Here is a 22,931-nt window from a genome sequence, read left to right on the forward strand (position 1 = left end):
CCTCTCCTGTCAAACCGTATTTCCTTTTATTCTTCTGCTTCGGCCCATTTGCTTGCTTCTCGATAAAATAAGGTATAGGGATCGCTTGGATAAACTATTGTGTCCGGATTATGCCGAAATGGAACATCCGGATTAAAGATTTCTTGTAGGATATCGCGTAAGAATCTGATAAAATTCTCTTTTTGGAATGCGAGAAATTCGTCGGTCAATATTCCCTCTTTACCACTGAATAAGGTTCCCTCTTCCCGCATTTTCCGCGCAACGTAGAGATGAGGTTCAAGGTGTTTTCTCCCTGTTTTCTGTTCAAATACATAGGCATAAAGTAGCGTCTGCACCATGGCTTTATTTTCGGTATTGGGAGCAAATACTTGATCGATTTCTTTGAATAGAATCGAATCTCCGCCCGTTTTGTAATCGACAATTCTACTGATAATACGGTCGTCGTGTGTTACTACCTCGTCTACACGGTCAATAATACCGTATAGTGAGACTTGATGTTGCTCTCCATTGATTTGAAGTGGGAATGGTAAGATATAATCGGTGTCGTTTTCAAGTTCAATAATCCGAAATGACTTATAGTTATTGATGTCATATTCGAGATACATTTTGACATACTCGGAGGCAATTTTCAGCATGATCCGCTGCAAGCTATTTAAGTCCTTTTCTTCTTTTAATTCAATCTGATATTGAATGCCTATTTCTCGGGTCACATATGCTTCGATACGGTCTATCTGCCCGCGTAGCATATGTGTTGATGTAAACTCCTGTTTCCCTTTGAAGGGTAAAAATATATCCTCCATGACATTATGGATGACTGTTCCGAGCTTATTCATTTCAAATTCCTGAGAGAGTGAAGGTGGCTCTTTAATGTTGGCAATATGTTTTAGGAAAAACTGTAATGGAGATTGGAGGTATGTCGTCAGTGCGGTCGCCGATATCTTTTTCTGGTTAACGATAAAGTCCTCGTACATTTTTTTCCATATTTCGCCATGCTTTTGGATAACGATCTCTTGCGCTTTATCTGCAAATTGGATGGGCTGTTGTTGAACTTTTCGGTCAAACTGAAATTTGCTTTCAAATTCTAGCTGTTTGATAAACCGGCTTTCTTCACCAGTGGAGCTTTCGTCAACTAAACCATTGTAGAAAATATGTATTCCCTCACTGTATTGAAAATGACGATAAAACAAATAGGCCGATAGGGCATTCTGATTTTCCAATATAGGAAGACCGTACGCGCTCCTCAGACTATTGGGTATAAAGGTCGGTGAATTGGATGTTTTGGGTAGAATGCCCTCATTAGCCCCCAAGATATAGATGTTGTCAAAATTTAAACAGCGGCTTTCCAAGAGCCCCATGATTTGTATGCCTTCGAGTGGGTCCCCTTCTATGGCAGAATTTATGGGAGCAATGGCTTTTTTTATCAAACCGATCTGGAAGCTGATACTTAACGGGGCAACAGTTTCAAAGCCTAGTAAAAGCTGGTTCAGGATTTTTTTTGTTTCGATTAGGAGATTGTTGTCAATTTGGCGGATGCGCTCTTGAGATGAGATACTATGTAACAAATCATCGACGAGCAGGATGAGCGCTGGTACCAAATGAGCTGAATTTTCGATAGGTACAAAAAATTGTGGTAAGGAGCTTTTGAAATGAAGCTCTTCCAATGTGATCTCGAAGAGTTGTTTGTCGGCAATCTCTTTCTGAATCTGAAGTTTATCTGCCAAGGAAACCATACTCAGGGGATGATTTATGAAGGTCTCTATGATTTGATAGGGAAGTTTCCGTCTTTTAAACTGTGATATCTCCAAATGTACCTCCATCCATAGATCCAGTATGCCATAAATAGGAGACTGCGTCAAGGGGTAGCCCGTAGTGATATTAGGTTTTACATCTGGTAAACTTTGCAGTAAAGGGACAAGTAAATTTTCATCTGCTAGAAGAATAGCGGACGTCTGCTCCATATTCTTGTGCTGTTCGAGGATATCATGCAGTAATTTTGTTTGGCTGATCTTCCCGGTGCTAGCATATAGATTTACGGTTGAAGTTCTATTGCCAATAATATTCGGGCTATCGCCGAGGGCATTGACCAAGCCTGTTTGGAAAATATTTCGACGAATAAATAGCCCGGCCTCCTGCATGGTGTCTTCCAGATAATAGGCATCGGCATCAAAGTAAAATAGGGCGCGGCCTTCCTCTTGCCATTGCCTGAATAATTTTGCTTCGACTTTGTTTAATGCATTGAAACCGACAAAAAGGATATGTTGGTAGGAGGATGCAAATTGCTGATGCGTAGCTTTGCCTTCAGCTAGATCGCGGTAAATGGTTGGATAGTTGGTTTGTCCTTCTGCTTTAAGCTTTTCTTTAAATCGATTATACAACACAGGTAGTCTTTTCCAAAGTTGTAGAAAGCGCTCCTGTACGCCACTATGTCCAGCAATGGAAAAAGACTGCCAAAATTGACGTATAAATCCTTGCTGTTCTTGGGTTAGATGTTGAAAAGCAATGTCGATTTTGGTGTTGTCATAAAGTTCTAGATAGATCTGCTCAATAGGAGCAAGATCATAATCGAGCTGGCCGAAGTCACTCAGTATTATTTCGGCAATTGGGTAAAACTCTTCCAACGTTTCTGGTTGTTTTCCTTCAATCACCAATAACTCATTATGGATATTAAAAAGGTGGAAAAATTGTGCCAAAGGACTGGCTTCGGTATCATCGGTCGAACGTCTAAAAAATTCCTGAATCGTAAAAAACTGAGGAGACCAGATCGCCTGTCCATATACTTCAGAAAGATATTTTTTGAGATAGGTAATCGGGCGTTTATTATTAAAGACGATGGCAATCTCACTCAGATCGTTTCCAAAACGTTTTTGAATATCTGTTGCTACTAATTTTAGAAAGGCTGTCTGCATCGTGCTATTATTTTACTTCAATTAATTGATTTGATTTTGCATAATAGAGAAAGGCCCTAACATTGTTGTAGCCTAGATTCTCTAGATTTTTTTTGTAGTTATCGACTTGATACTGATGTCCGATATAATCTGTCTGCGTAAACTTGAAATCGAGTACGATTGTTTCCTCTTTGGAAGTGAAGACCTTATCCGGCCGAATGGTTTCGCCCTTGGCGGTAATGATACTGGCCTCATTCCAGATCTTATAGTTTCCGGTAAGCCATTTATTAATGATGGGATGCTTCCAGATTTGATTGATCTCCTGCATGAGGAAGGGCTGCTCCTCCTTGGAAAGGATACCTTCCTGGATCAGTTGGCCAACCAGTTTATGGATGTCTTCTTCGTTTGAAATCTGAGCCATAATATCATGTGCCAATATGCCATACTGTGCCGCTTTTTCCAACATCATAATATCATTGATACTTCGCGTACTCGCTTTTTCTAAAGCCATTTCCAGTTCTTTGGAAATGGGATAATGGCTTAACGAAATAATACGGTCATTTCGAAACTTCGCTTTTCTTTTTTGGATTATCTGATCAATATATAAGACTTTATTTTCGAGTTTAAACGGGGATTCTGGAGTCTCTAAGACTTGGAAGAGCACATCGCTTATGTATTCGTCTTTCTTATCATAGCCTGTAATCTCTCCTGTCTTTTTGTCGACGGATTCTTTAAAGCACGGAGCAGTAATATAAAGGTGTTCAACGGCGCGGGTTGTTGCCACATAGAACGTATTAAGGGCGTCCATGTAGTTGAATAGCATCTCTTCAAAATATTGTTTGAAGAATATAGATTTGCCGACGGTAGATGTGTATTTGATTGGAATTTTTCCCAATTGAGCAAATGGAGTTTCGGATGTTTCAATCCAAAAATCGCCGTTGATCATGCCGTCGAGATCCCATGAACAAAATGGAATCATGACCACGTCATAAGCCAGCCCTTTTGATTTGTGTATCGTCGTTACCTCAATCGCATTGATTTCTCCATTGGAAGGGAGTACAGCCCGGTTGCCATCTTCTTCCCAGAACTCTAAGAATTGTATAATGCCACGTTCGCCATTCGTGGAAAACGTTGAGATCATATCTTTGAATGCGAGGAGGTAAGGGAGGTGAATATTGTCCGTGGTTGTGAAACCGTAGATTTCGATAAGCTTTTCAATCAAGTGGACCAATGGCTGTTTCTGTGCCATTTCCCAAGAGTCAATTAAGGCTTGAGGTAGAAAATCTTTAAGCTCATGGATGTCATTTGTGGCAAATTTTAACCATGCATTCTGATCAACGGTCGTATTATTCTGTATATGCTGATAGAGATAGACGATCTTTGCTTTATGAATGGTATGTTTCTCCGAATTATAGACTAATGCTTTCAGCGTTTCGATCAGTAGTAAAACGGCATCATTGCTGGCTAGCGACAGCGCATCTCCTGATATGACTTCAAACGTGAGCTGTTGCTGTTTTTTGAAATCCATGAGTTTCTGGATAACCAACTTGGCTTGTGAATTACTACGCACTAAAATACCGATCTGTTGGGGTTGATAGCGTTCGTCGAGTAGCCATTCGCTTATTTTTTGGCATAAATTTACAAGTGATTCTTCGATAACCTGATTTCGTCTGTAGCGTCCATCAGTAACGGGAATGTAGGAGATCTCAATGGAACCTAATTGGTCAAGTTTTCCTTTTTTATGTTCAGGCACCTCCTGTTGGCTGTTTTCATACGCTTTGACAAGCATGCTATCATTGCCTGAGGAAGCCCACCACTGTTTGCCTTCTTCATCCAGGCTTTCGGATACTTTTTCATTTAATACCTGTTGCAAATGTTTTGGAATACTGTTAAATAGGTAATTGTTTAAATGAATAATATTTGGAAGACTTCTAAAATTGGTATCGAGACTTCCGTTTTCGATAAAGGTTGTTTTGCTATCGTTGTCCAAGTGAAAGGCATGGACAATTTGTTGTTCTACCTGTTGGAGTAAAATTCGCCAATCGCCATTCCGCCAGCGATAGATGCTTTGTTTAACATCTCCTACAATCAGGTGTTCGCTGACAGTACCTTTGGCATCTGCCAATGCATTGATCAGTAGCGGACTATAGTTTTTCCATTGAATGCGCGAAGTATCCTGAAATTCGTCAAACAAAAAGTAGTTAAAGCGATTGCCGATTTTCTCCCAGATAAATGTTGGGTCGCTATTTTCATCAAGTCCGAGTTTGTTTAACAGAATCTGAGAATCGGAAATTAACTGGGCACCATTGTCGCGTCGCCACTGTGTCAGTAAATCGCTCATTTCTTTGAGTAAACGCAGGTAATAGAGGTTATTCTGTACCGCTTGATAGGCAATGTAAGCAGATAGGTTGTCGTGTAACTTTTGGAAGGACGCCAAGATAGGGCTGAACGCAGCCATAAGATCATGACGTATATTTTTGTCACTATCCGTAAAAGCATCTTCATTATCGATTAACAGAAGGTATTTTTCTATTATCTTGGCAATTTCAGAAGCGCTGAGTTTTTCCGTCTTTTTGCTGGTTTTGCTAGCTGAGATTATCTTATTGCGCGATTTACCCTTCAGGTCACTTTCAGTGAGGTTGAATTTTTTGAATGTCTCACTAAACGCTTCAATTGTCATGGATAGCGCTTCGGTAAATGCGCTTATCTTCTGTTCAATCTCCTGATTAAGGATATTAAAAACCTCCTTGGGATTTGCTGAGTTGATATAACTATCAAATTCCTGGAAATTTTCAGAAAAAATAAGGCTCGCCAAACTCATTAATTGCTGACGGTAGTTCCAATTTTCATTTTTTGCTATCTTCTTTTCAGCATAAGTTATAATCCAATCGAGTAGATCGGGGCGCTCATCCAGTAATTGATTGAGCATAACTGTCAGCTCATTTTTCACTTTATTGACATTCATTTCAATCTTGTAAGCCGCATCAAGATTAAGTTCATATGTAAACGCGCGGATGACCTTTTGGGAGAAACCATCAATTGTACTTATCGTAAAATGACTATAATCATGTAAGATACGGCGATAAACACGGTGAGCTTTCTCCTGCACAAGATGTGAAGTCCAACCTGGCTGTTGTGCCAGTAATAACTTTCTGAAATCTTCAATTTTAGGGCTAGGATGGCCTGTTGCCAGGCCATGGAGTACCGATAGGATACGTTCCTTCATTTCGGCAGTTGCCTTATTGGTGAATGTCACCGCCAAAATTTCCTTATAGCTATTCTCGTTGGATAGGAGAAGGGTGAGATAATGTAAAGTCAAGCTAAAGGTTTTCCCCGAACCGGCTGAAGCTTTTAATATTTTTAATGGCGCAACGGATTTCATAGAATGAAGGTAGAAAGTAAAAAGTGAATTGGCAAAAATGAGGAAGATTATTTTAATTGAGAAAACAGCCTTAATTTGATTCTAATTTATTAACCAAATTATTGTTTTATGATATATACTGGTGTCGTAATATGAGTAGGTGTTGCCTTCGGGCGAAGCCAACAGCTGTACACATTACTTTAGGTGTTGACGGCAGAGCTGGTGCAATGAGATATGTTCTAAAAGGGGTGTTCAAGGTGTTAAGGATGTCATTTTCAGCGAAGTTTATAAAATTATGTTTATGAATAGAAAAAAATAACTATCTTTGCATCCCCTCTAGTATGAAGCTCGGGGGATATGTTGAATACATAAAATAAATTAAAAAATGGCAACTAAAATCAGATTGCAAAGACACGGTAAAAAAGGACGTCCTTTTTACCACGTAGTCGTAGCGGATTCTCGCGCTCCACGTGACGGTAAATTCATTGAACGTATTGGTTCTTACAACCCAAACACTAATCCAGCAACGATCGTTTTGGATTTTGAAAAAGCTTTGGACTGGATGAACAAAGGTGCTCAACCGACTGACACAGCTCGCGCTATCCTTTCTTACAAAGGTGTTCTTTACAAAAAACACTTGCAAGGTGGTGTGAAAAAAGGTGCTTTTGATGAAGCTGCTGCTGAAGCTAAATTTGCAGCCTGGACTGAAGCTAATGATGCAAGAATCTCTGGTAAAAAAGATGGTTTAGCACAAACTAAAGCTGATGCTAGAAATGCTGCTTTAGCTGCTGAAGCTAAGAAAAAAGAAGAAAAAGCTGCTGCTGTAGCTGCTAAAAATGCTCCTGTAGCGGAAGAAACTCCTGCTGAAGAGACTGAAGCTCCTGCATCAGAAGAAACTGAAGGTTAATTCTTTCATAAAGTATTCGAGAAAGCCGACTCAACCTTGAGCCGGCTTTTTTTGAAACAGCCTATAGGCTATAGTTTGCCATTATCATGTCTTACATCTAATTGCTAAATACGAAAATATGACTATTGATCAAAGCTTTTACATCGGTTATATCAGCAAAACAAGAGGGCTTAAAGGAGAAGTACAGCTATTTTTTGAATTCGAAGAATACGAGAGTTTGGATATGGATGTCGTCTTCGTGGAAGTGAACAAAAAGCTTGTTCCTTATTTTGTTGACGCCATCAAATTTCAAAAGAACAGTACCGCTTATGTGACATTCGAGGATGTGGATCATATTGATAAGGCTCAAATACTTGTACGTAAAAAGCTATATCTTTCCAATGATAAAATGCCGGAGCGTGATCCAGATGATTTTAGATATACGGATTTAATCGGTTTTTTAGTAATTGATGAAAACCATGGTGAACTGGGGAGAATAACAGATGTTCAGGAGTTTCCACAACAATTTGTTGCTACCGTAGATATGGATGGCAAGGAGCTGATGTTCCCACTTTCGGACGATTTGATCTTAGGTATTGATGGCGAAGAGGAGATTATTGAAGTTGAATTGCCAGAAGGCTTAGTGGATCTGTATAAAGAATAAGTATATCCTTAGGCTTATATAAATGAATAGCCTTTCATAGACTATCGCAGTAATTTATTATATTGGCATATATTATTTTGCCATAATTATTAATTGATTTTGAAATCGTTATTACTCCTGCTATTCCTATTTTCACTGTCTTCTTGTGCTTTCTTTGGAAAGAAAAAGGAGTTTCCTGAAGGTAATTATCAGATGATATTGGGCTATTCGAATGAGCAATATCATAAACTTAAGAGAGAATCTCCCCAGAATGTGGAGGCAAATACCTATGGGAATGATCCTACTTTATATCGGTCCTTTCTCTCACTCCATAATAAAGACCGCTTTGTCTTGGCGCTCGACGATATATTACTCTTCGGAAAGTATAGATTCAATGGTGACAGATTAGAGTTGACCGACGAGAAAAAAGGTAGCATCGCATTGGATATTGTTAAGGTAAAAAAAGATTTTATTCAGCTAAGAGGTGATTTTTCACAGTTTAACTCAGCGCGTGTACCTACTACCGAAAGACTTTATCTCAACTTTGCCTTAGATAAAACCCCTATACGCGAGACACCAAGCAAATTTGACAGTCAAGTGAATTTGTGGCGGAATGCTCCCGTAAGAGCAGAAAGTGAAAAGGAGGTCAAGGCGAGGGCATTGAATTTTGTTGATTATTCCATCGCTTACTTTCAACATATATCAAGTTCTGGTACACATCACGATTATCGAATGGATGGTGTTGAATCGCCAATTATTTATGCTGAGAACGGTATTGTGCTCAAGGCGTGGACAGATGTGCCGGAATCTTGGAAAGAGTTGTTTTACAATGAACAAGATGCATTGATCGCCTATCGCTATTTATTTGATGGCTTTAAATATGCATCGAAAGAGGAATACCACGTAACAGGACTTTTATTAATCACATTTTATCTCAAAAATCTACGGAATTCCCTGGCAGCGCATCTTTAGCCAATGATTCTCGATCCTTACTTTCGCCTGTTTTTTTAACATTTTTTGGTGGTGCATACATTTCTTTTGTTGCGTGTAAGCAGAGCCCAAAGGTCTTATTGCCCTATTTTCGGTGCCATTTTAGTCTTTTCGAAAAAATATTTTTGTCTTTTGATTTTTTAAAACGATATTAGCAACGCTTATAGAGAAAGGCCGAGGGAATAGACCCGTTGAAGCCTTAGCAACCTGTATTGTTCAAGGTGCTAAATTCTACCCTACTCCATGTGGGAAAGATAAGTTACATGAAGATAAACGATTCCTCGACGTGTGCGTTTCGATATAAGCCAACCAAACTAAAAAACAGTTTTTTAATGAAGATTATCGATCATATCCAGAATGCCAAAGGAAAAACATTATTTTCTTTTGAGCTATTGCCACCGGCGAAAGGGCAGGGCATCCAAAGTATTTTTAAAACCATGGATGAACTGATGGAGTTTAAACCTCCTTTTATCGACGTAACTTACCACCGGGAAGATTATATCTATAAAGAGCATGCAAGTGGATTACTGGAACGCGTTTCCTATCGCAAACGTCCTGGGACAGTGGCGATATGTGCAGCAATCATGAATAAATATAAAGTTGATGCTGTGCCCCATTTGATATGTGGTGGTTTTACTAAGGAGGAAACCGAAAATGCACTGATCGATTTGAACTTCCTGGGTATAGATAATGTCTTAGTATTGCGCGGAGATGCACGTAAGGGCGATGCTGATTTTATTCCGACGGATGGTGGACATGCTTTTGCAACAGACCTATTGGAACAGGTTGCTGATATGAATAAAGGAAAGTATCTGCATGAGGATATTGTCACATCGGAAAAGACTGATTTTTGCATCGGTGTAGCAGGTTACCCCGAAAAACACTTTGAATCGCCAAATTTTAATACTGACTTTAAATATCTGAAACAAAAAGTCGATATGGGGGCGGAATTTATTGTAACTCAAATGTTCTTTAATGTCGAAAAATATAAGGAATTTGTTACTAAATGTAGAGATAATGGAATACATGTGCCTATTATTCCAGGATTAAAGCCACTGACAACTAAAAAGCAGCTCGTGACCTTACCACGAATATTTCATCTCGATATTCCAGAAGAACTGAGCGATGCTGTTTCGGAATGTAAAACGAATGCCGACGTCAGACAAGTCGGAGAAGAGTGGTTAGTACAACAATGTCAGGAGCTGATCAAGTTTGGTGCTCCGGTTTTACATTTCTATACGATGAGTAATCCGGGTCCAACAAAGAAAATTGTAGAAAAACTAGCCTAACTCATAAAAATACCCGCGAAAGGGAGCTGATAAGCTCCCTTTTTCATTGTTAAGATATCCTATAATTGACCTTATAGCCGAGTCGTCGTGTTGGTAACGGAGTCATTTGCGTGCGTGCAAGTGTCAGTGTGTTTATTGTCAGGTACTTGTGTTAAATAGTGTTAATTAACATATTGGAATCAGGATAACTTTTTAACTTAAAGTCCTAAAAAGGATTTTAATAGAAGACCAATTGACCTTATGACGTACAACAGAATAAATTCTCTACTGGGTTTTGCTTGCGGACTCATTGCCACATGTGTATACATTGCTACCGTGGAAAAGACGGTAAGCTGGTGGGATTGTGGTGAATTCATTGCCTGTGCTTACAAGCTGGAAGTAGCACACCAACCTGGGGCACCATTGTTTCTTCTGATTCAGAATGTATTTTCAAACTTGGCTTTGGGTAATGCAGGTAAAATCGCCTATTGGATGAATATCGGATCGGCAATTTGCAGCGGGCTTACGGTTACATTTTTATTTTGGACGATAACAGCAATTGCCAAGAAGATACTCCGCGAAGACAAATACGCACCTTTATCCAACTGCTTGCAGATCTTCGGCGCAGGAATTGTTGGTGCAATGGCATTTAGTTTCAGCGATTCATTTTGGTATTCGGCCGTAGAATCCGAAGTTTATGCGATGTCGTCCTTGTGTACAGCAGTTGTGTTTTGGGGGATATTAAAATGGGAAGCTCGTGCTGATGAAGAAGGTAGTGATCGTTGGCTGGTATTTATCGGTTTTGTTATGGGGCTTTCTATTGGAGTCCATTTATTGAATCTTTTGGCTATCCCAGCGATAGCGATGGTGGTCTATTTCAGAAAAGCAACTCAGGTGAGTGCGAAAGGTACCTTAAAAGCGTTTGTAGTAGGTGTACTGATCCTGGGAGCCGTTTTGTGGGGTATTATTCAATGGTTGGTTGGCCTGGCTGCTAAAGTTGACCTTGTATTTGTAAACTCACTTGGAATGGGATTTGGTTCCGGAATTTTCTTCTCGTGCTCATTGCTGGTAGGATTGATAGTTTGCGGTTTGTATTATTCGTATACAAAGCGCAAATACACGCTCAACACCGCTTTGTTAGTTTTTTGTTTTGTTTTATTTGGATACAGTTCCTACACCATGGTCATGATCCGGGGAAAAGCAAATCCATCCTTGAATAATAATGCGCCGGATAATGTATTTTCTTTTTTGGGATATTTGAGCCGGGAACAATATGTCCGGGAGCCATTGCTCAAAGGCCCGTATTATGATTCGCAAGTGGTTGGTGTAAAGAGTAAGACAGGCTATCGGAAAGATCAATCGGCGTATGTACCCTTTACACAGATAGACAAATATCAATTTGATAAGGAAACCTTTTTCCCGCGTATCTACAGCCAAGATGGAAACCATCAAGCCTATTATAGAAGTTACCTCAATTTGAAAGAGGGAGAGCAACCACAATTCTCCGACAATTTTAAATTCTTTTTCAATTTTCAGCTTGGCGATATGTATACGCGCTATTTCTTATGGAATTTTGTCGGTAGACAGAATGATCGACAAGGGTATGGGACCTATAGCGATGGCAACTGGCTGTCGGGGGTCAAAGCATTCGATAACTGGCGACTAGGTGCGCAAGATAAACTACCGCAATCGCAGGCACATGATCCGAGCCGAAATACCTATTTCTTTCTGCCGCTGCTTTTGGGAATAGCTGGTGCGGTATGGTTGTATCGAAACAACAAGCCTTATACTTTGGTCGTAACCCTGCTGTTTGTATTTACCGGAATAGCGATTGTTGTTTACCTAAATCAAACGCCCATGCAACCTCGGGAGCGGGATTATGCTTATGTGGGCTCTTTCTACGCCTTTGCAATCTGGATTGGATTGGGGCTGATCGCATTGGTTCGTTTTTTCAAACGTTTTGTACGAACACGTTATGCTTTGGCGACTGGTTTATCTTTTGCGTTGCTGGGCGGCCCCATTATTTTGGTTCATCAAAACTGGGACGATCATGATCGATCGGAGAAATCGATGGCAAGGGACTTGGCGCGTAATTATCTTGAGGCCTGTGCTCCAAATGCAATCCTATTTACGTATGGCGATCATGATACATTTCCGGTGTGGTACTTACAAGAAGTAGAAGGTGTGCGTCCCGATGTACGGGTGGTCGTCTTAAGTTATCTTACCGGTGATTGGTATATGCAACAGGCCAGGCAGCCGACTTATCGAGCAGCAGGCCTCCCCGTGACAATTCCGGCAGAAAAGACAAAAAAAGGTGTCCGTGATTATATCCCCTTTGTGGATAGGCAACTCGACAAAGCTGTTGATGCAGGTCAGTTATTACAATTTGTGACGTCAGATGATCCCGATTATAAAGTTCAGTTGAATTCCGGTGAGAGGGAAAATTATTTCCCCTCAAGAAAAGTCAAACTGGACGTTAATAAAGCGGAGGTCGTCAAGAAAAATGCAGTTCCATCTTATTTGCAGGAAGCTATTGTATCAATTATGGAATGGGAGATACCAAATGACCACCTAACAAGGGCAGATTTAACAATCTTATCGGTGCTTGAAAATAACAAATGGAACAGGCCCGTCTATTTTTCAAATATGTTGCCAAGTGATCTTAAATTAGGATTAGATAAATATCTTGTTAATGAAGGTTTCACGTCTAGACTGATGCCGGTCGCAGCTACAGGTGCGTCAACAGAAAAGCAAATTGAGCAAGCCGGACTAGTGAACATTGAAGCTTTATATCATAACATTATGCACACGTATAATTGGGGCAATATAAAAAACGCTCGATATGTTGATACGGATTCATTCCGCTTTTCAAGCATGTATGCAAGAGATATTTTTGGAAAAGCAGCGCGTCTGTTGTTGGCTAATGGCCAAATAAAACAAGCAGGAGAAGTTGCTAAAAAAGCATATGATCAATTACCTGCGCGCGTGTATGCTATGTCAGATGCAGTCAACTATGCTGATATTATTGATAGTCTATATCGTTCTGGACAACCTCAGCTCGCCAATAATATGATGGATCGAAATCTAAATTATGTAGCTGAAAATATGGAATATTTGCATCAACTCGTAGTGGATAAGAAAAATTTAAGCTTCGAATGGAATGATATTCAGGTTGGATTGGACTCGGTAGATCGCTACCGTAAAATTTTATCGGATGCGAAAGAGGATAAACGATTAGCGCGTGTCGAGGGCTTAAGGCGTCAATATCAAAACTGGTATGGTCTAGAGTAATGTTTGTAACAAACGAAGCCAATGTATTGGGTTTGCCTAAATGGTAACTGGATGAATATGCTTGAGCTAAGGAACCAGATGAGGCCGTTTTCATATACTGAAAGCGGCCTCGATACATATAGGATAGGGAAATGAGCCAAATGATTAGAATTTCATGCCGACTCCAAAGCCAAGGAGAAAAGGATTGATATCAACTTTTGCCGGTATGGATAAGTTGGGAGCCAAGTTGGATGCATCCACATTAACATCTGTCTTTAAAAGAATATATTTAGCATCTAAATTCACAAAATATTTGTCTGATAGCTTAAAGTCAATCCCGAGTTGGGTAGCGAAGCCAAAAGCATTGTCGTATTTCACATTCTTTACAGTTGATCCAGCGTTAGCACTATAGAATATCGTGTAATTTATCCCTGCGCCCACATAAGGTTTTATAGCTCCATCGGGGAAGAAGTGATATTGAGCTGTAAGCGTAGGAGGAAGAAGCCAAACACTGCCTAGATCGACATTGCTGGATGAACTTCCACCAATCGCAGTTAAATCTGAGCCTGTTGTATGCACATTATGTTTTGTCGTTCCAAGAATCAATTCCGCCGCAATGTTTTTTGTGAAAAAATAGGTGAAGTCCAGTTCAGGAATAAACTTTGTGTTGATGTCCACGTCTCCGCCTATCGTATTAATAGTAGCCGATTCGTTTGGCATGACTGCCACTCCTCTGAGTCTCATTTGCCAACGTTGATTAGGGATTGTTTGTGCTTGTAAACTTAGTGCTCCTAAAGTGAGTGTCAATGCGATTAAAAATAACTTTTTCATATCATTAAGGGTATTTATTTGACGTAAAACTATTGCTAAAATCAAGGCAAAAGAGTGACGATAATCAAGTTGAAAAATGAATGATATAATGCTTTGAGTAGTGTACATGACGTACCTTTATAAATTATTGTCAAAAAAAAGCACATCTGTATCTGTTTTTGACTCTGGGGGAATTTTGTTTGTCAGTCTTGAGTAAAGCCTGAATTTTCGAAGGCTATATTGCATGTTGGAGAAAAAGCAAAAATTTAGGATGATCTCAGGTTTGATAGCGTTGCCTAAATTTATCAGAAATGCTGTGAAGAGGATGACTGTGTTTATATATGCTTTTTGGGGAAGGAAAATGTCAAAGCTGGCTGCAGATTTAGTAAAAGGACATACCATAAACTAAAAGAGGTCGGAATCACTTCCGACCTCTTTTAGTTAAGAATAAATCTTTTATGCATTTTTCTTTACCTCTTTGCCCCAGGAATCTTTCAGTGTAACCGTACGGTTAAAGACTAATTGGGAAGGGGTAGAATGTGTATCTAATGTAAAATATCCCAGTCGTATAAATTGATAACCTTTTCCCGGAGTTGCATGTGTTAGATCCGGTTCAATATAAGCGCGTTCAATAATATGCAAGCTTTCAGGGTTAATCGATGCTTTGAAATCTTCTGCAGCAGCAGGGTTTTCATCATTGAACAATCTGTCGTACAATCTCACTTCGGCTTCTTTCGCATGCGGCACGGAGATCCAATGAATTGTTCCTTTCACTTTCAACCCAGAAGTATCTTCTCCTGATTTAGAATTTGGAACATATGTACAATGCACTTCCGTTACTTTTCCATTTTCATCTTTCACAAAATCGTGACAGGTTACGATATATGCGTGTTTTAAACGCACAGAAAGTCCTGGAGCTAAACGGAAGAATTTTTTTGGAGCGTCTTCCATAAAATCATCGCGTTCTATCCAAAGTTCTTTTGAAAATGGAATGGACCGCGCGCCTTCACCACCTTCAACTTCTGGATTGTTTTCACCGATAAGTTCTTCTACCTGGCCATCAGGATAGTTAGTGATGACTAATTTAATTGGATCTAATACAGCCATTCTGCGCCATGCTGTTTTGTTGAGATCCTCTCGAATACAGAATTCCAGAAGACTGACATCGATCATATTTTCACGCTTTTGAACACCGATTTTCTCACAGAAGTTACGGATACTCGCAGGTGTATAGCCTCTTCTTCGCAATCCTGAGATCGTAGGCATACGTGGATCGTCCCAGCTTTCAACAAATTTGTCATTAACTAATTGCAGCAATTTGCGTTTACTCATGACGGTATAGGTCATATTCAAACGGGCAAATTCGTATTGCTTAGAAGGGAAAATCTCCAATTTTTCAATACACCAATCATAAAGTGGGCGGTGTGGGATAAATTCCAATGTACAGATCGAATGTGTAATTTTCTCGATAGAATCGGATTGTCCATGTGCAAAGTCATACATGGGATAGATACACCATTGATCGCCAGTTCTATGGTGATGAGCGTGTTTGATGCGGTACAACAAAGGGTCGCGCATATGCATATTCGGGCTAGCTAAATCTATCTTTGCCCGGAGTACTTTTTCGCCGTCTTTGTATTTACCGGCACGCATTTCTGCAAATAAAGCAAGATTCTCTTCAACAGACCTGCCGCGGTAAGGCGTCGGAACTCCCGGTTCTGTAGGGGTACCTTTCGCGGCAGCGATTTCTTCAGCTGTGCTATCGTCAACGTATGCTAGACCTTTTTTTATTAGCTCAACGGCATAACTGTATAATGTCTCAAAATAATCTGAAGTATATAATTCCTCTGCCCACTGGAATCCAAGCCATTGAATATCTTTCTTGATGCTTTCAACATACTCAGTATCCTCAGTGACAGGGTTAGTGTCATCAAAACGTAGATTAGTCTTGCCATTATACTGCTGTGCTAATCCAAAGTTCAAGCAGATGGATTTGGCGTGACCAATGTGGAGGTAACCATTTGGCTCAGGAGGGAAACGTGTCAATACACGTCCGCCATGCTTTCCTGTACGAAGATCCTCTTCGACAATTTCCTCGATAAAATTTAATGATTTTTCTTCACTCATAGTGCAAAGTTAATTATTCGCGACGAGATATTTGCTAGGAGATCGTAGATATTCGGCTCAGGATAAGCGGTGGAATGTGCGTGTTATATAGCTTACTATGTGCATAGTTAATAACCTTTTGATCTGGCAAAAAAAAGGGGCAATATTATGCAATGCCCCTTTTACCGATTTTTATTACTACGCTATTTATACGAGAAGACTTCTCCCAGTTCATCATTATTCGTAAACGTACAATGTTGGTCGATCAATTCTCCAGTACCGATATTGATAATCATGCCATGTACTGCAAGATCATTACGTTCTTTCCACGCATTTTGAATGATGGACGTTGCACAAAGATTAAAAACTTGCTCTTTTACATTAAGCTCGATTAAGCGATTTACCTTTTTATCGTGTTCTTCGATCGCATCAATCTCTGCGCTATGTAAACGATATACATCTTTGATATGGCCAAGCCAGTTGTCAATAATGCCGTACTGCTTGCGGCTTAGAGAAGCCGCTACACCTCCACAGCCATAGTGACCTGCGATAATGACATGTTTTACTTTCAAAACATTGACTGCATAGTCTAATACTGAAAGCATGCTCATATCAGAGTGAATGACCATGTTGGCAATATTGCGGTGTACGAATACCTCTCCTGGCTTTGTGCCAGTCAATTCGTTTGCGGGTACTCGGCTATCTGCACAACCGATCCAAAGAATTTCCGGATTCTGACCTTTGGCAAGCTGCTGGAACCGTCCTGTTACGTCATTTTTCACAAATTCCATCCACTCTTTATTTCCCTTAATGATATTGTCAAATCCTGTTATTAAATCTTTATTTTCCATATTTTTCTTATTTCATTCGTGCCCGCAGGCGTAGTTTCTATTTTATGATAATGAATACAAATGTCTAAATTCATTGTTTACTTCAAACAACTTATTTTCATTGAAAATCCGTTCCCGATCTCAATGATTGTCCCTGCCGTCCCAATCGAGTCTTTTCATGCAATATGATGCCCAACCAAGTACAGTAATCTATAAAGAATGCCTTCGTCCTAGGAAGGCTTTTTATAGACAACCTGCAAAAGTTCGATGTCTTTTCCCTTGCTTCTTGCATTCTGTTCAAAATCTTTTATGACTTCGATGACATCTTTATCGATGAACTTACTGAATGTCCCATCGATCCGGATCTTGCTGATCGATTTTGGGAGGCTGTATAATTTTTGTTGAATAGGGACTTTATTCAAAAATGATACTTCTTCAGCTAAAGTAATGATAGCTTTATCTTCTTCATTGTCTCTTTCAATATTGTATTTAAAAGCATTTTTCATATTTGCTCTCAAAATATAGCATGTTGCCACGACAATGCCTATTCCTACCCCTATCAGAAGATCCGTAAAAACAATTGCAACAATAGTGACACAAAATGGGATAAATTGATCTAAACCTTTTTTGTACATGGAGGTGAACAGGCTTGGTTTTGCTAATTTGTACCCTGTATGAAGGAGAATAGCGGCTAGACAGGCTAGCGGAATCATATTTAGCATTGTTGGGATAGCAAGCATAGCGACCAAAAGCCAAATACCATGCATAACAGCAGATTGTCTCGTTTTTCCTCCAGCATTGACGTTTGCCGATGAGCGAACGATAACGGATGTCAATGGTAGGCCCCCTAAAAGTCCGCTGGTCATATTACCGATCCCCTGCGCAACAAGTTCGCGGTTAGTTGGAGTATTTCTTTTGTACGGATCTATTTTATCCACAGCCTCGATGCTCAATAGGGTTTCAAGGCTAGCGATAATCGCAATGGTAAACGCAGCAATCCACACCTCTTTGTTCACTACCTGTGTAAAATCTGGAAGTGTAAATAAACCCGTGAACTCGGAGAAGGAACCTACAACCGGAACCAAAACAAATTGCTTTTCATGCAATTGGAATGCTGATCCGTTGAAAAGGTAAGCTAAGCTGACACCTAAAATTACAACCACCAATGGGGCTGGAATTTTATTGAGCTTTGGAATCGATGGCCAAAAGATAAGAATCGCCAAAGAAAGCGCACAGATGATAAATGCACCAAAGTTGATTGCAGAGGCAATTGTATCAAAATAAGCACCAATACCATGTCCATTGTCCATTTCAAAGGCGTGTGATTCCACCAAACCCAATGCTAAAGGAATTTGTTTCATGATAATCGTAATACCGATTGCCGCAAGCATCCCTACAATGACTGCTGAGGGAAAATAATTGCCGATCATTCCAGCTTTTAATATTCCAAGAATGACTTGTATTATGCCAGCAATGACGACGGCAAGTAAAAAGGTTTCATATGCGCCTAGGCTTTGAATAGCACCTAAGACAATAACAGTTAGACCAGCAGCTGGTCCACTTACACTGAGTGGTGATTTACTGATGGAAGCGACCACGATTCCACCAATTACACCTGTCAATAATCCTGCAAACAATGGCGCACCTGAGGCCATTGCAATTCCCAAACATAATGGAAGTGCCACTAAAAACACCACAACACTAGCAGGGAAGTCATATTTTAAGTCTCTTTTCGATAATTTCAGAAAAGCCGACGTACGAGTTCCAAACATAAAATTTGTGTTTATCTGTAAATAAAGTTTTCATCAAGCAACCTATAATAGCGGCAGCAATAACGGATACAGGGCTTATTGGCTGGGAGCATCGACGTATGCGTTGCACTCAACAAAAGGCCAACAATAGACCGATAATGCCAGAGCAAAGATTGCTTAAGAAAAATCAAGAATACCGTACACGCTTTTTCTTTCGCGTGCAGGTCGAGAGGAAAACATCCCGATAGGATGTCGTTATAAGTTAGGAGGGGGTGTTGGAACCGTAGGGTGAAAAGCTAAAATGCTTTTCTCATTTTTAAGATAATTCTTTTGTTTTCCTTGGTTCTCAACGAGTATAGTTTCGAATACAATAGGTTCTTCTGACTTCGTATTGAAAAATTTTGAGGCTGTTTCGAGTGTATCATTACTCGCGCCATTATTGTTCTCGATTTCCAGTTGTAAAACAACCTGTAAGATTGTACTTTGATCTAAACTATTGGAAAAAATAGGTGAAATAGATATAGCCATCTTTGTGAAAAAGATGATCGCGCAAATGAACGCTGCCACAAATCTAAACCGCTTATTTAACATTTTTTATTACCTTTAGTCTTACTGTTTTACATCGTAAAAATAGTAATTCCATGTTAAATTCAAATTAATAGTGCACTAAAAAATATATTTTGGCACTAAATTGTGACGAAGAGATTATTTTTATGAAACGTTTTTCAATTTTTATTGATTTATAAACTTAAAGCCTTAGGTATGGCAAATAAAGAACAATTTATTGAGAAGGTAAAGGTATCCTATAACCCAAAAGGAGCATTCATTTATTTGGGGGCAGGAATTCTCAATGGGGAAATTCAAACTGAAGCAAAAGTGAATTTAGCTTTGAAAATGATGAACCGTCACGGACTTATTGCCGGCGCCACGGGCACAGGTAAAACCCGTACGTTACAATTAATCGCCGAACAGTTGTCGGATGCCGCTGTACCCGTATTTATGCTGGATGTCAAAGGCGACTTGTCAGGTTTAGCAGAGCCAGGACTGATCAATCAGGCACTTATTGATCGGGGAAGTGCTGTGGGCATACCATTTGAGCCATCATCGTTTCCCGTTGAATTGTATTCACTTTCTGGCAACAAGGGAATTCCTATGCGGATTACTGTAGAGGACTTTGGGCCGGTCTTGCTAGGCAGGATACTGGAGCTCAATGAAACGCAAACGGGCGTATTAGCGGCTATTTTTAAGTATGCGCAGGATCAACAAATGCCCTTGATCGATTTTTCAGATACCAAGAAATTGCTTACCTACCTTTCGGAAGGACCGGGTAGCGAAGAAATAAAAAATGATTATGGTAAGATTAGCACAGCAAGCTCGGGAACCATCTTACGTAAGATCGTTGCATTGGAACAGCAAGGCCTAGCGCATATTTTCGGTGAGAAAGAGTTTGATATCAACGATTTGTTTCAAAAGGTGGATGGTAAGGGCGTGATTAGCTTATTAAATATCTCCGATGTACAAGATCAGCCCATACTTTATTCTACATTTTTGTTAAGCTTACTGGCACAGCTGTTTAAAAATATGCCCGAGGTAGGTGATTTGGACAAACCTAAGCTTGTCTTTTTCTTTGACGAAGCCCATCTACTGTTCAACGGAGCTCCTAAAGCCTTTCTGGCACAGGTTGATCAGATCATTCGCCTGATTCGATCGAAAGGGATCGGGGTTTTCTTTTGTACGCAGTCCCCAACCGATGTGCCAGAATCTGTTTTGGCGCAGTTGGGAAATCGTGTGCAACATGCCTTGCGTGCTTTTACACCAAACGATGCTGAAAACTTAAAGAAGATTGTTAAAACTTATCCGAAATCCGACTTTTATGAAATTGATCAGGTCTTAACCTCCTTGGGAACGGGGCAGGCATTTATTACCGTATTGAATGATAAAGGTATCCCCACGGAGGTTGTTGCTACGCATTTGATACCTGCCCGTGCCGTGATGGGGCCTGCAAGTGACCCAACAATCCTACAAATTATCAATCAGTCTGATTTAAAAGCTAAATACCAAAAGCGGCAAGAAAATCGTTCTGCGACTGAAATCATAGAAGAACGAATGCAGGCCGTGGAGCAGGAACAACAGCACGCGGCGCAGCAAAAAGAAGTGGAAAAGGCAAGTCGGCCTACTTCCCGAAGACAGACTCCTTTGGAAGCTGCGCAACGAACTGCTACAACTACTTTAGCGCGTGAGGGCGTGAAGTTTTTGGGCAAATTGGCAACGGGGTTATTAAACGCATTCTTAAAAAAGAAATAACAATAATTTTTTGATCTTTTTCGTTTCAATACTATACCTTTGAGGGTAGAGCTGAACTTGCCGAAATTTGCTTTTAAAGGCAAATTTAGCTAAGTTTACCCACGAAAAGAAAATTCTATTAACGCAATTTAAATATGAGTAAACCAACCCTTTTGATTTTGGCAGCAGGAATGGCTAGCCGGTATGGTTCTTTAAAACAAGTAGATGGATTTGGCCCACACGGCGAGACGATTATTGACTATTCAATTTACGATGCCATTCGCGCAGGATTTGGAAAAGTTGTATTCATTATCCGGGAAGAATTTCTGGAAAAAATGAAAGCAGTATTTGATGAGAAATTGAAGGGTAAAATAGAAGTAGATTATGCTTTTCAAGATTTTGACCTGACGAAATTCGGTGTCAATCATGTGATCGAGAGAACTAAGCCTTGGGGTACAGCGCATGCGGTGATGAGTGCTAAAGACAAGGTACATGGACCATTTTGTGTCATCAATGCAGACGATTTTTACGGATCCGATTCTTTTCAAAAAATGGCTGAATTCTTAATGACTGAGGTTTCTGACCAACAAATGTCGTTAATGGGTTTTCAGGTTGGAAATACCATGTCTGATTATGGTTATGTTTCGCGTGGTGTATGTGAGGTGACGCCTTCAGGACACATGCAAAGTGTAACCGAACGGACAAATATATATTACAAAGGCGAAGGTGATAACCGCAAAATCGTGTACGAAGAAAATGGCATGGAAACGGATCTAGATCCAAAAACGCGTGTTTCAATGAACTTTTGGGGGTTTACACCAAAAATTTTCGAAGTGGCACAAGCGATGTTCCCTGCTTTTGTCGAGGAAAACAAAGAGAATTTAAAAGCAGAATTTTTTATACCTTCCGTACCAGATTATATGGTGAAACATAAATTGGCGGATTTCAAAGTAATTCCAACTTCATCGAAATGGTTTGGTGTAACATATAAAGAGGATAAACCTATTGTACAGGAATCAATTTCAAAATTGGTTGCTGATGGAGTCTATCCTGAAAAGTTATTTTAAGAGCTAAAAGAAATAGCTTATCTTTCACCTGTATTGCCAGCAATGCAGGTTTTTTTTGTCCTGTTTGCTTGATTAATGAGTGGAAATAGATCTTAGATGAAAAAAGTTCTTAAAGTGTTAGGTTATTTTATTTTAGGGTTGTTGTCTTTTTGCGTGCTTTATATTGTGGCGGAATACAGTTTGTCGCGCATTTCAGCGCAGCGAAGAGAAATCAACGTAGATAAGACAGTGCAGGTCTTTGTCAAATCAAATGGTGTTCATACCGATATTGTGTTACCGGTCGTCAACGAAGAGATGGATTGGTCGCAATTGTTTCCTTATGAAAATACGATCGGGAAACATCACGGATATCAGTATGTTGGGATCGGCTGGGGGGACAAAGGGTTTTATTTGGATACGCCGGAATGGAAGGATCTAAAAGCCTCCACAGCATTCATCGCTGCTTTCGGATTAGGCCAGTCCGCCATTCATGTGACCTATTACAATACCATTCAGGAAGATGAATTATGTTTTTCTTATCAGATCAGTAGATCGCAATACCATGATTTGGTACAGTATATCAAACAATCGTTAGACGGAAATCAAAATCAAGCTATTTTAGTGAATACAAATGCACAATATGGTGATTCAGATGCGTTTTATGAAGCGAAAGGTGCGTATAGTATGTTTTATTCCTGCAATACCTGGACAAATAATGCTTTAAAGAAGGCGGATATGCCGGCAGGAATATGGGCTACATTCGACAAAGGAATATTAAGTCACTATAAGAACAAGCAATAGC

15 protein-coding genes and 1 riboswitch are annotated in these 22,931 nt (G+C 39.9%); of the genes, 8 read left to right on the forward strand and 7 right to left on the reverse strand.

Annotation, left to right across the window (positions count from 1 at the left end):
• Positions 1 to 26: 26 nt before the first annotated feature.
• Both B2W36_RS20140 and B2W36_RS20145 read right to left on the reverse strand, forming a co-directional pair.
• Positions 27 to 2,906 (reverse strand): PD-(D/E)XK nuclease family protein, encoded by a 2,880-nt coding sequence (locus B2W36_RS20140; protein WP_293889376.1) that lies wholly within the window; start codon positions 2,904 to 2,906, stop codon positions 27 to 29.
• 7 nt (positions 2,907 to 2,913) lie between these two features.
• Complete coding sequence (locus tag B2W36_RS20145) at positions 2,914 to 6,267, reverse strand: UvrD-helicase domain-containing protein (protein WP_293889377.1); 3,354 nt, start codon at positions 6,265 to 6,267, stop codon at positions 2,914 to 2,916.
• 364 nt (positions 6,268 to 6,631) lie between these two features.
• Here B2W36_RS20145 and B2W36_RS20150 point away from each other — a divergent pair, with 364 nt between their 5' ends.
• The 5 genes from B2W36_RS20150 (at position 6,632) to B2W36_RS20170 (ending at position 13,324) form a co-directional block, all read left to right on the forward strand.
• On the forward strand, positions 6,632 to 7,153 hold the full coding sequence (locus tag B2W36_RS20150; RefSeq protein WP_209578546.1) for a 30S ribosomal protein S16: 522 nt from the start codon (positions 6,632 to 6,634) through the stop codon (positions 7,151 to 7,153).
• A 118-nt stretch (positions 7,154 to 7,271) separates the two neighbouring features.
• Complete coding sequence (rimM, locus tag B2W36_RS20155; RefSeq protein ID WP_293884091.1) at positions 7,272 to 7,796, forward strand: ribosome maturation factor RimM; 525 nt, start codon at positions 7,272 to 7,274, stop codon at positions 7,794 to 7,796.
• Positions 7,797 to 7,895: 99 nt separating this feature from the next.
• Positions 7,896 to 8,747 carry a hypothetical protein gene (locus B2W36_RS20160; RefSeq protein WP_209578548.1) on the forward strand — a complete coding sequence of 284 codons (852 nt, stop codon included), beginning with the start codon at positions 7,896 to 7,898 and terminating at the stop codon, positions 8,745 to 8,747.
• A 176-nt stretch (positions 8,748 to 8,923) separates the two neighbouring features.
• Positions 8,924 to 9,026, forward strand: a riboswitch (SAM riboswitch).
• 71 nt (positions 9,027 to 9,097) lie between these two features.
• On the forward strand, positions 9,098 to 10,054 hold the full coding sequence (gene metF, locus B2W36_RS20165; RefSeq protein ID WP_209578549.1) for a methylenetetrahydrofolate reductase [NAD(P)H]: 957 nt from the start codon (positions 9,098 to 9,100) through the stop codon (positions 10,052 to 10,054).
• Between the two features lie 240 nt (positions 10,055 to 10,294).
• Positions 10,295 to 13,324: a DUF2723 domain-containing protein gene (locus B2W36_RS20170; RefSeq protein ID WP_293889378.1), complete on the forward strand. Its 3,030-nt coding sequence runs from the start codon at positions 10,295 to 10,297 to the stop codon at positions 13,322 to 13,324.
• Positions 13,325 to 13,468: 144 nt separating this feature from the next.
• Here B2W36_RS20170 and B2W36_RS20175 read toward each other — a convergent pair whose 3' ends face one another.
• The 5 genes from B2W36_RS20175 to B2W36_RS20195 form a co-directional block, all read right to left on the reverse strand.
• Entirely contained in the window at positions 13,469 to 14,134 is a 666-nt protein-coding gene (locus B2W36_RS20175; RefSeq protein WP_209578551.1) for an OmpW/AlkL family protein, read from the reverse strand.
• A gap of 435 nt (positions 14,135 to 14,569) precedes the next feature.
• On the reverse strand, positions 14,570 to 16,240 hold the full coding sequence (locus B2W36_RS20180) for a glutamine--tRNA ligase/YqeY domain fusion protein (protein WP_293884080.1): 1,671 nt from the start codon (positions 16,238 to 16,240) through the stop codon (positions 14,570 to 14,572).
• Between the two features lie 182 nt (positions 16,241 to 16,422).
• The gene (locus B2W36_RS20185; protein ID WP_209578088.1) at positions 16,423 to 17,070 is read right to left on the reverse strand and encodes a carbonic anhydrase; all 648 of its coding nucleotides are present in this window, start codon (positions 17,068 to 17,070) and stop codon (positions 16,423 to 16,425) included.
• A gap of 209 nt (positions 17,071 to 17,279) precedes the next feature.
• Positions 17,280 to 18,821, reverse strand: coding sequence for a SulP family inorganic anion transporter (locus B2W36_RS20190; RefSeq protein ID WP_293889379.1), 1,542 nt, complete (start codon positions 18,819 to 18,821; stop codon positions 17,280 to 17,282).
• Positions 18,822 to 19,055: 234 nt separating this feature from the next.
• Positions 19,056 to 19,328 carry a hypothetical protein gene (locus tag B2W36_RS20195; RefSeq protein WP_209578090.1) on the reverse strand — a complete coding sequence of 91 codons (273 nt, stop codon included), beginning with the start codon at positions 19,326 to 19,328 and terminating at the stop codon, positions 19,056 to 19,058.
• Positions 19,329 to 19,562: 234 nt separating this feature from the next.
• Here B2W36_RS20195 and B2W36_RS20200 point away from each other — a divergent pair, with 234 nt between their 5' ends.
• The 3 genes from B2W36_RS20200 to B2W36_RS20210 all read left to right on the forward strand — a co-directional run bounded on the left by B2W36_RS20200 (position 19,563) and on the right by B2W36_RS20210 (position 22,930).
• The gene (locus B2W36_RS20200) at positions 19,563 to 21,104 is read left to right on the forward strand and encodes a helicase HerA-like domain-containing protein (protein ID WP_209578091.1); all 1,542 of its coding nucleotides are present in this window, start codon (positions 19,563 to 19,565) and stop codon (positions 21,102 to 21,104) included.
• 134 nt (positions 21,105 to 21,238) lie between these two features.
• A complete protein-coding gene (locus B2W36_RS20205) occupies positions 21,239 to 22,150 on the forward strand; it encodes a sugar phosphate nucleotidyltransferase (RefSeq protein ID WP_209578092.1) in 912 nt (303 codons plus the stop codon).
• Between the two features lie 96 nt (positions 22,151 to 22,246).
• Positions 22,247 to 22,930: a TIGR02117 family protein gene (locus B2W36_RS20210; RefSeq protein WP_293889380.1), complete on the forward strand. Its 684-nt coding sequence runs from the start codon at positions 22,247 to 22,249 to the stop codon at positions 22,928 to 22,930.
• The last annotated feature ends 1 nt before the right edge of the window (position 22,931 follow it).

The organism is Sphingobacterium sp. UBA3549, from assembly GCF_002376635.1.
Taxonomy (GTDB): domain Bacteria; phylum Bacteroidota; class Bacteroidia; order Sphingobacteriales; family Sphingobacteriaceae; genus Sphingobacterium.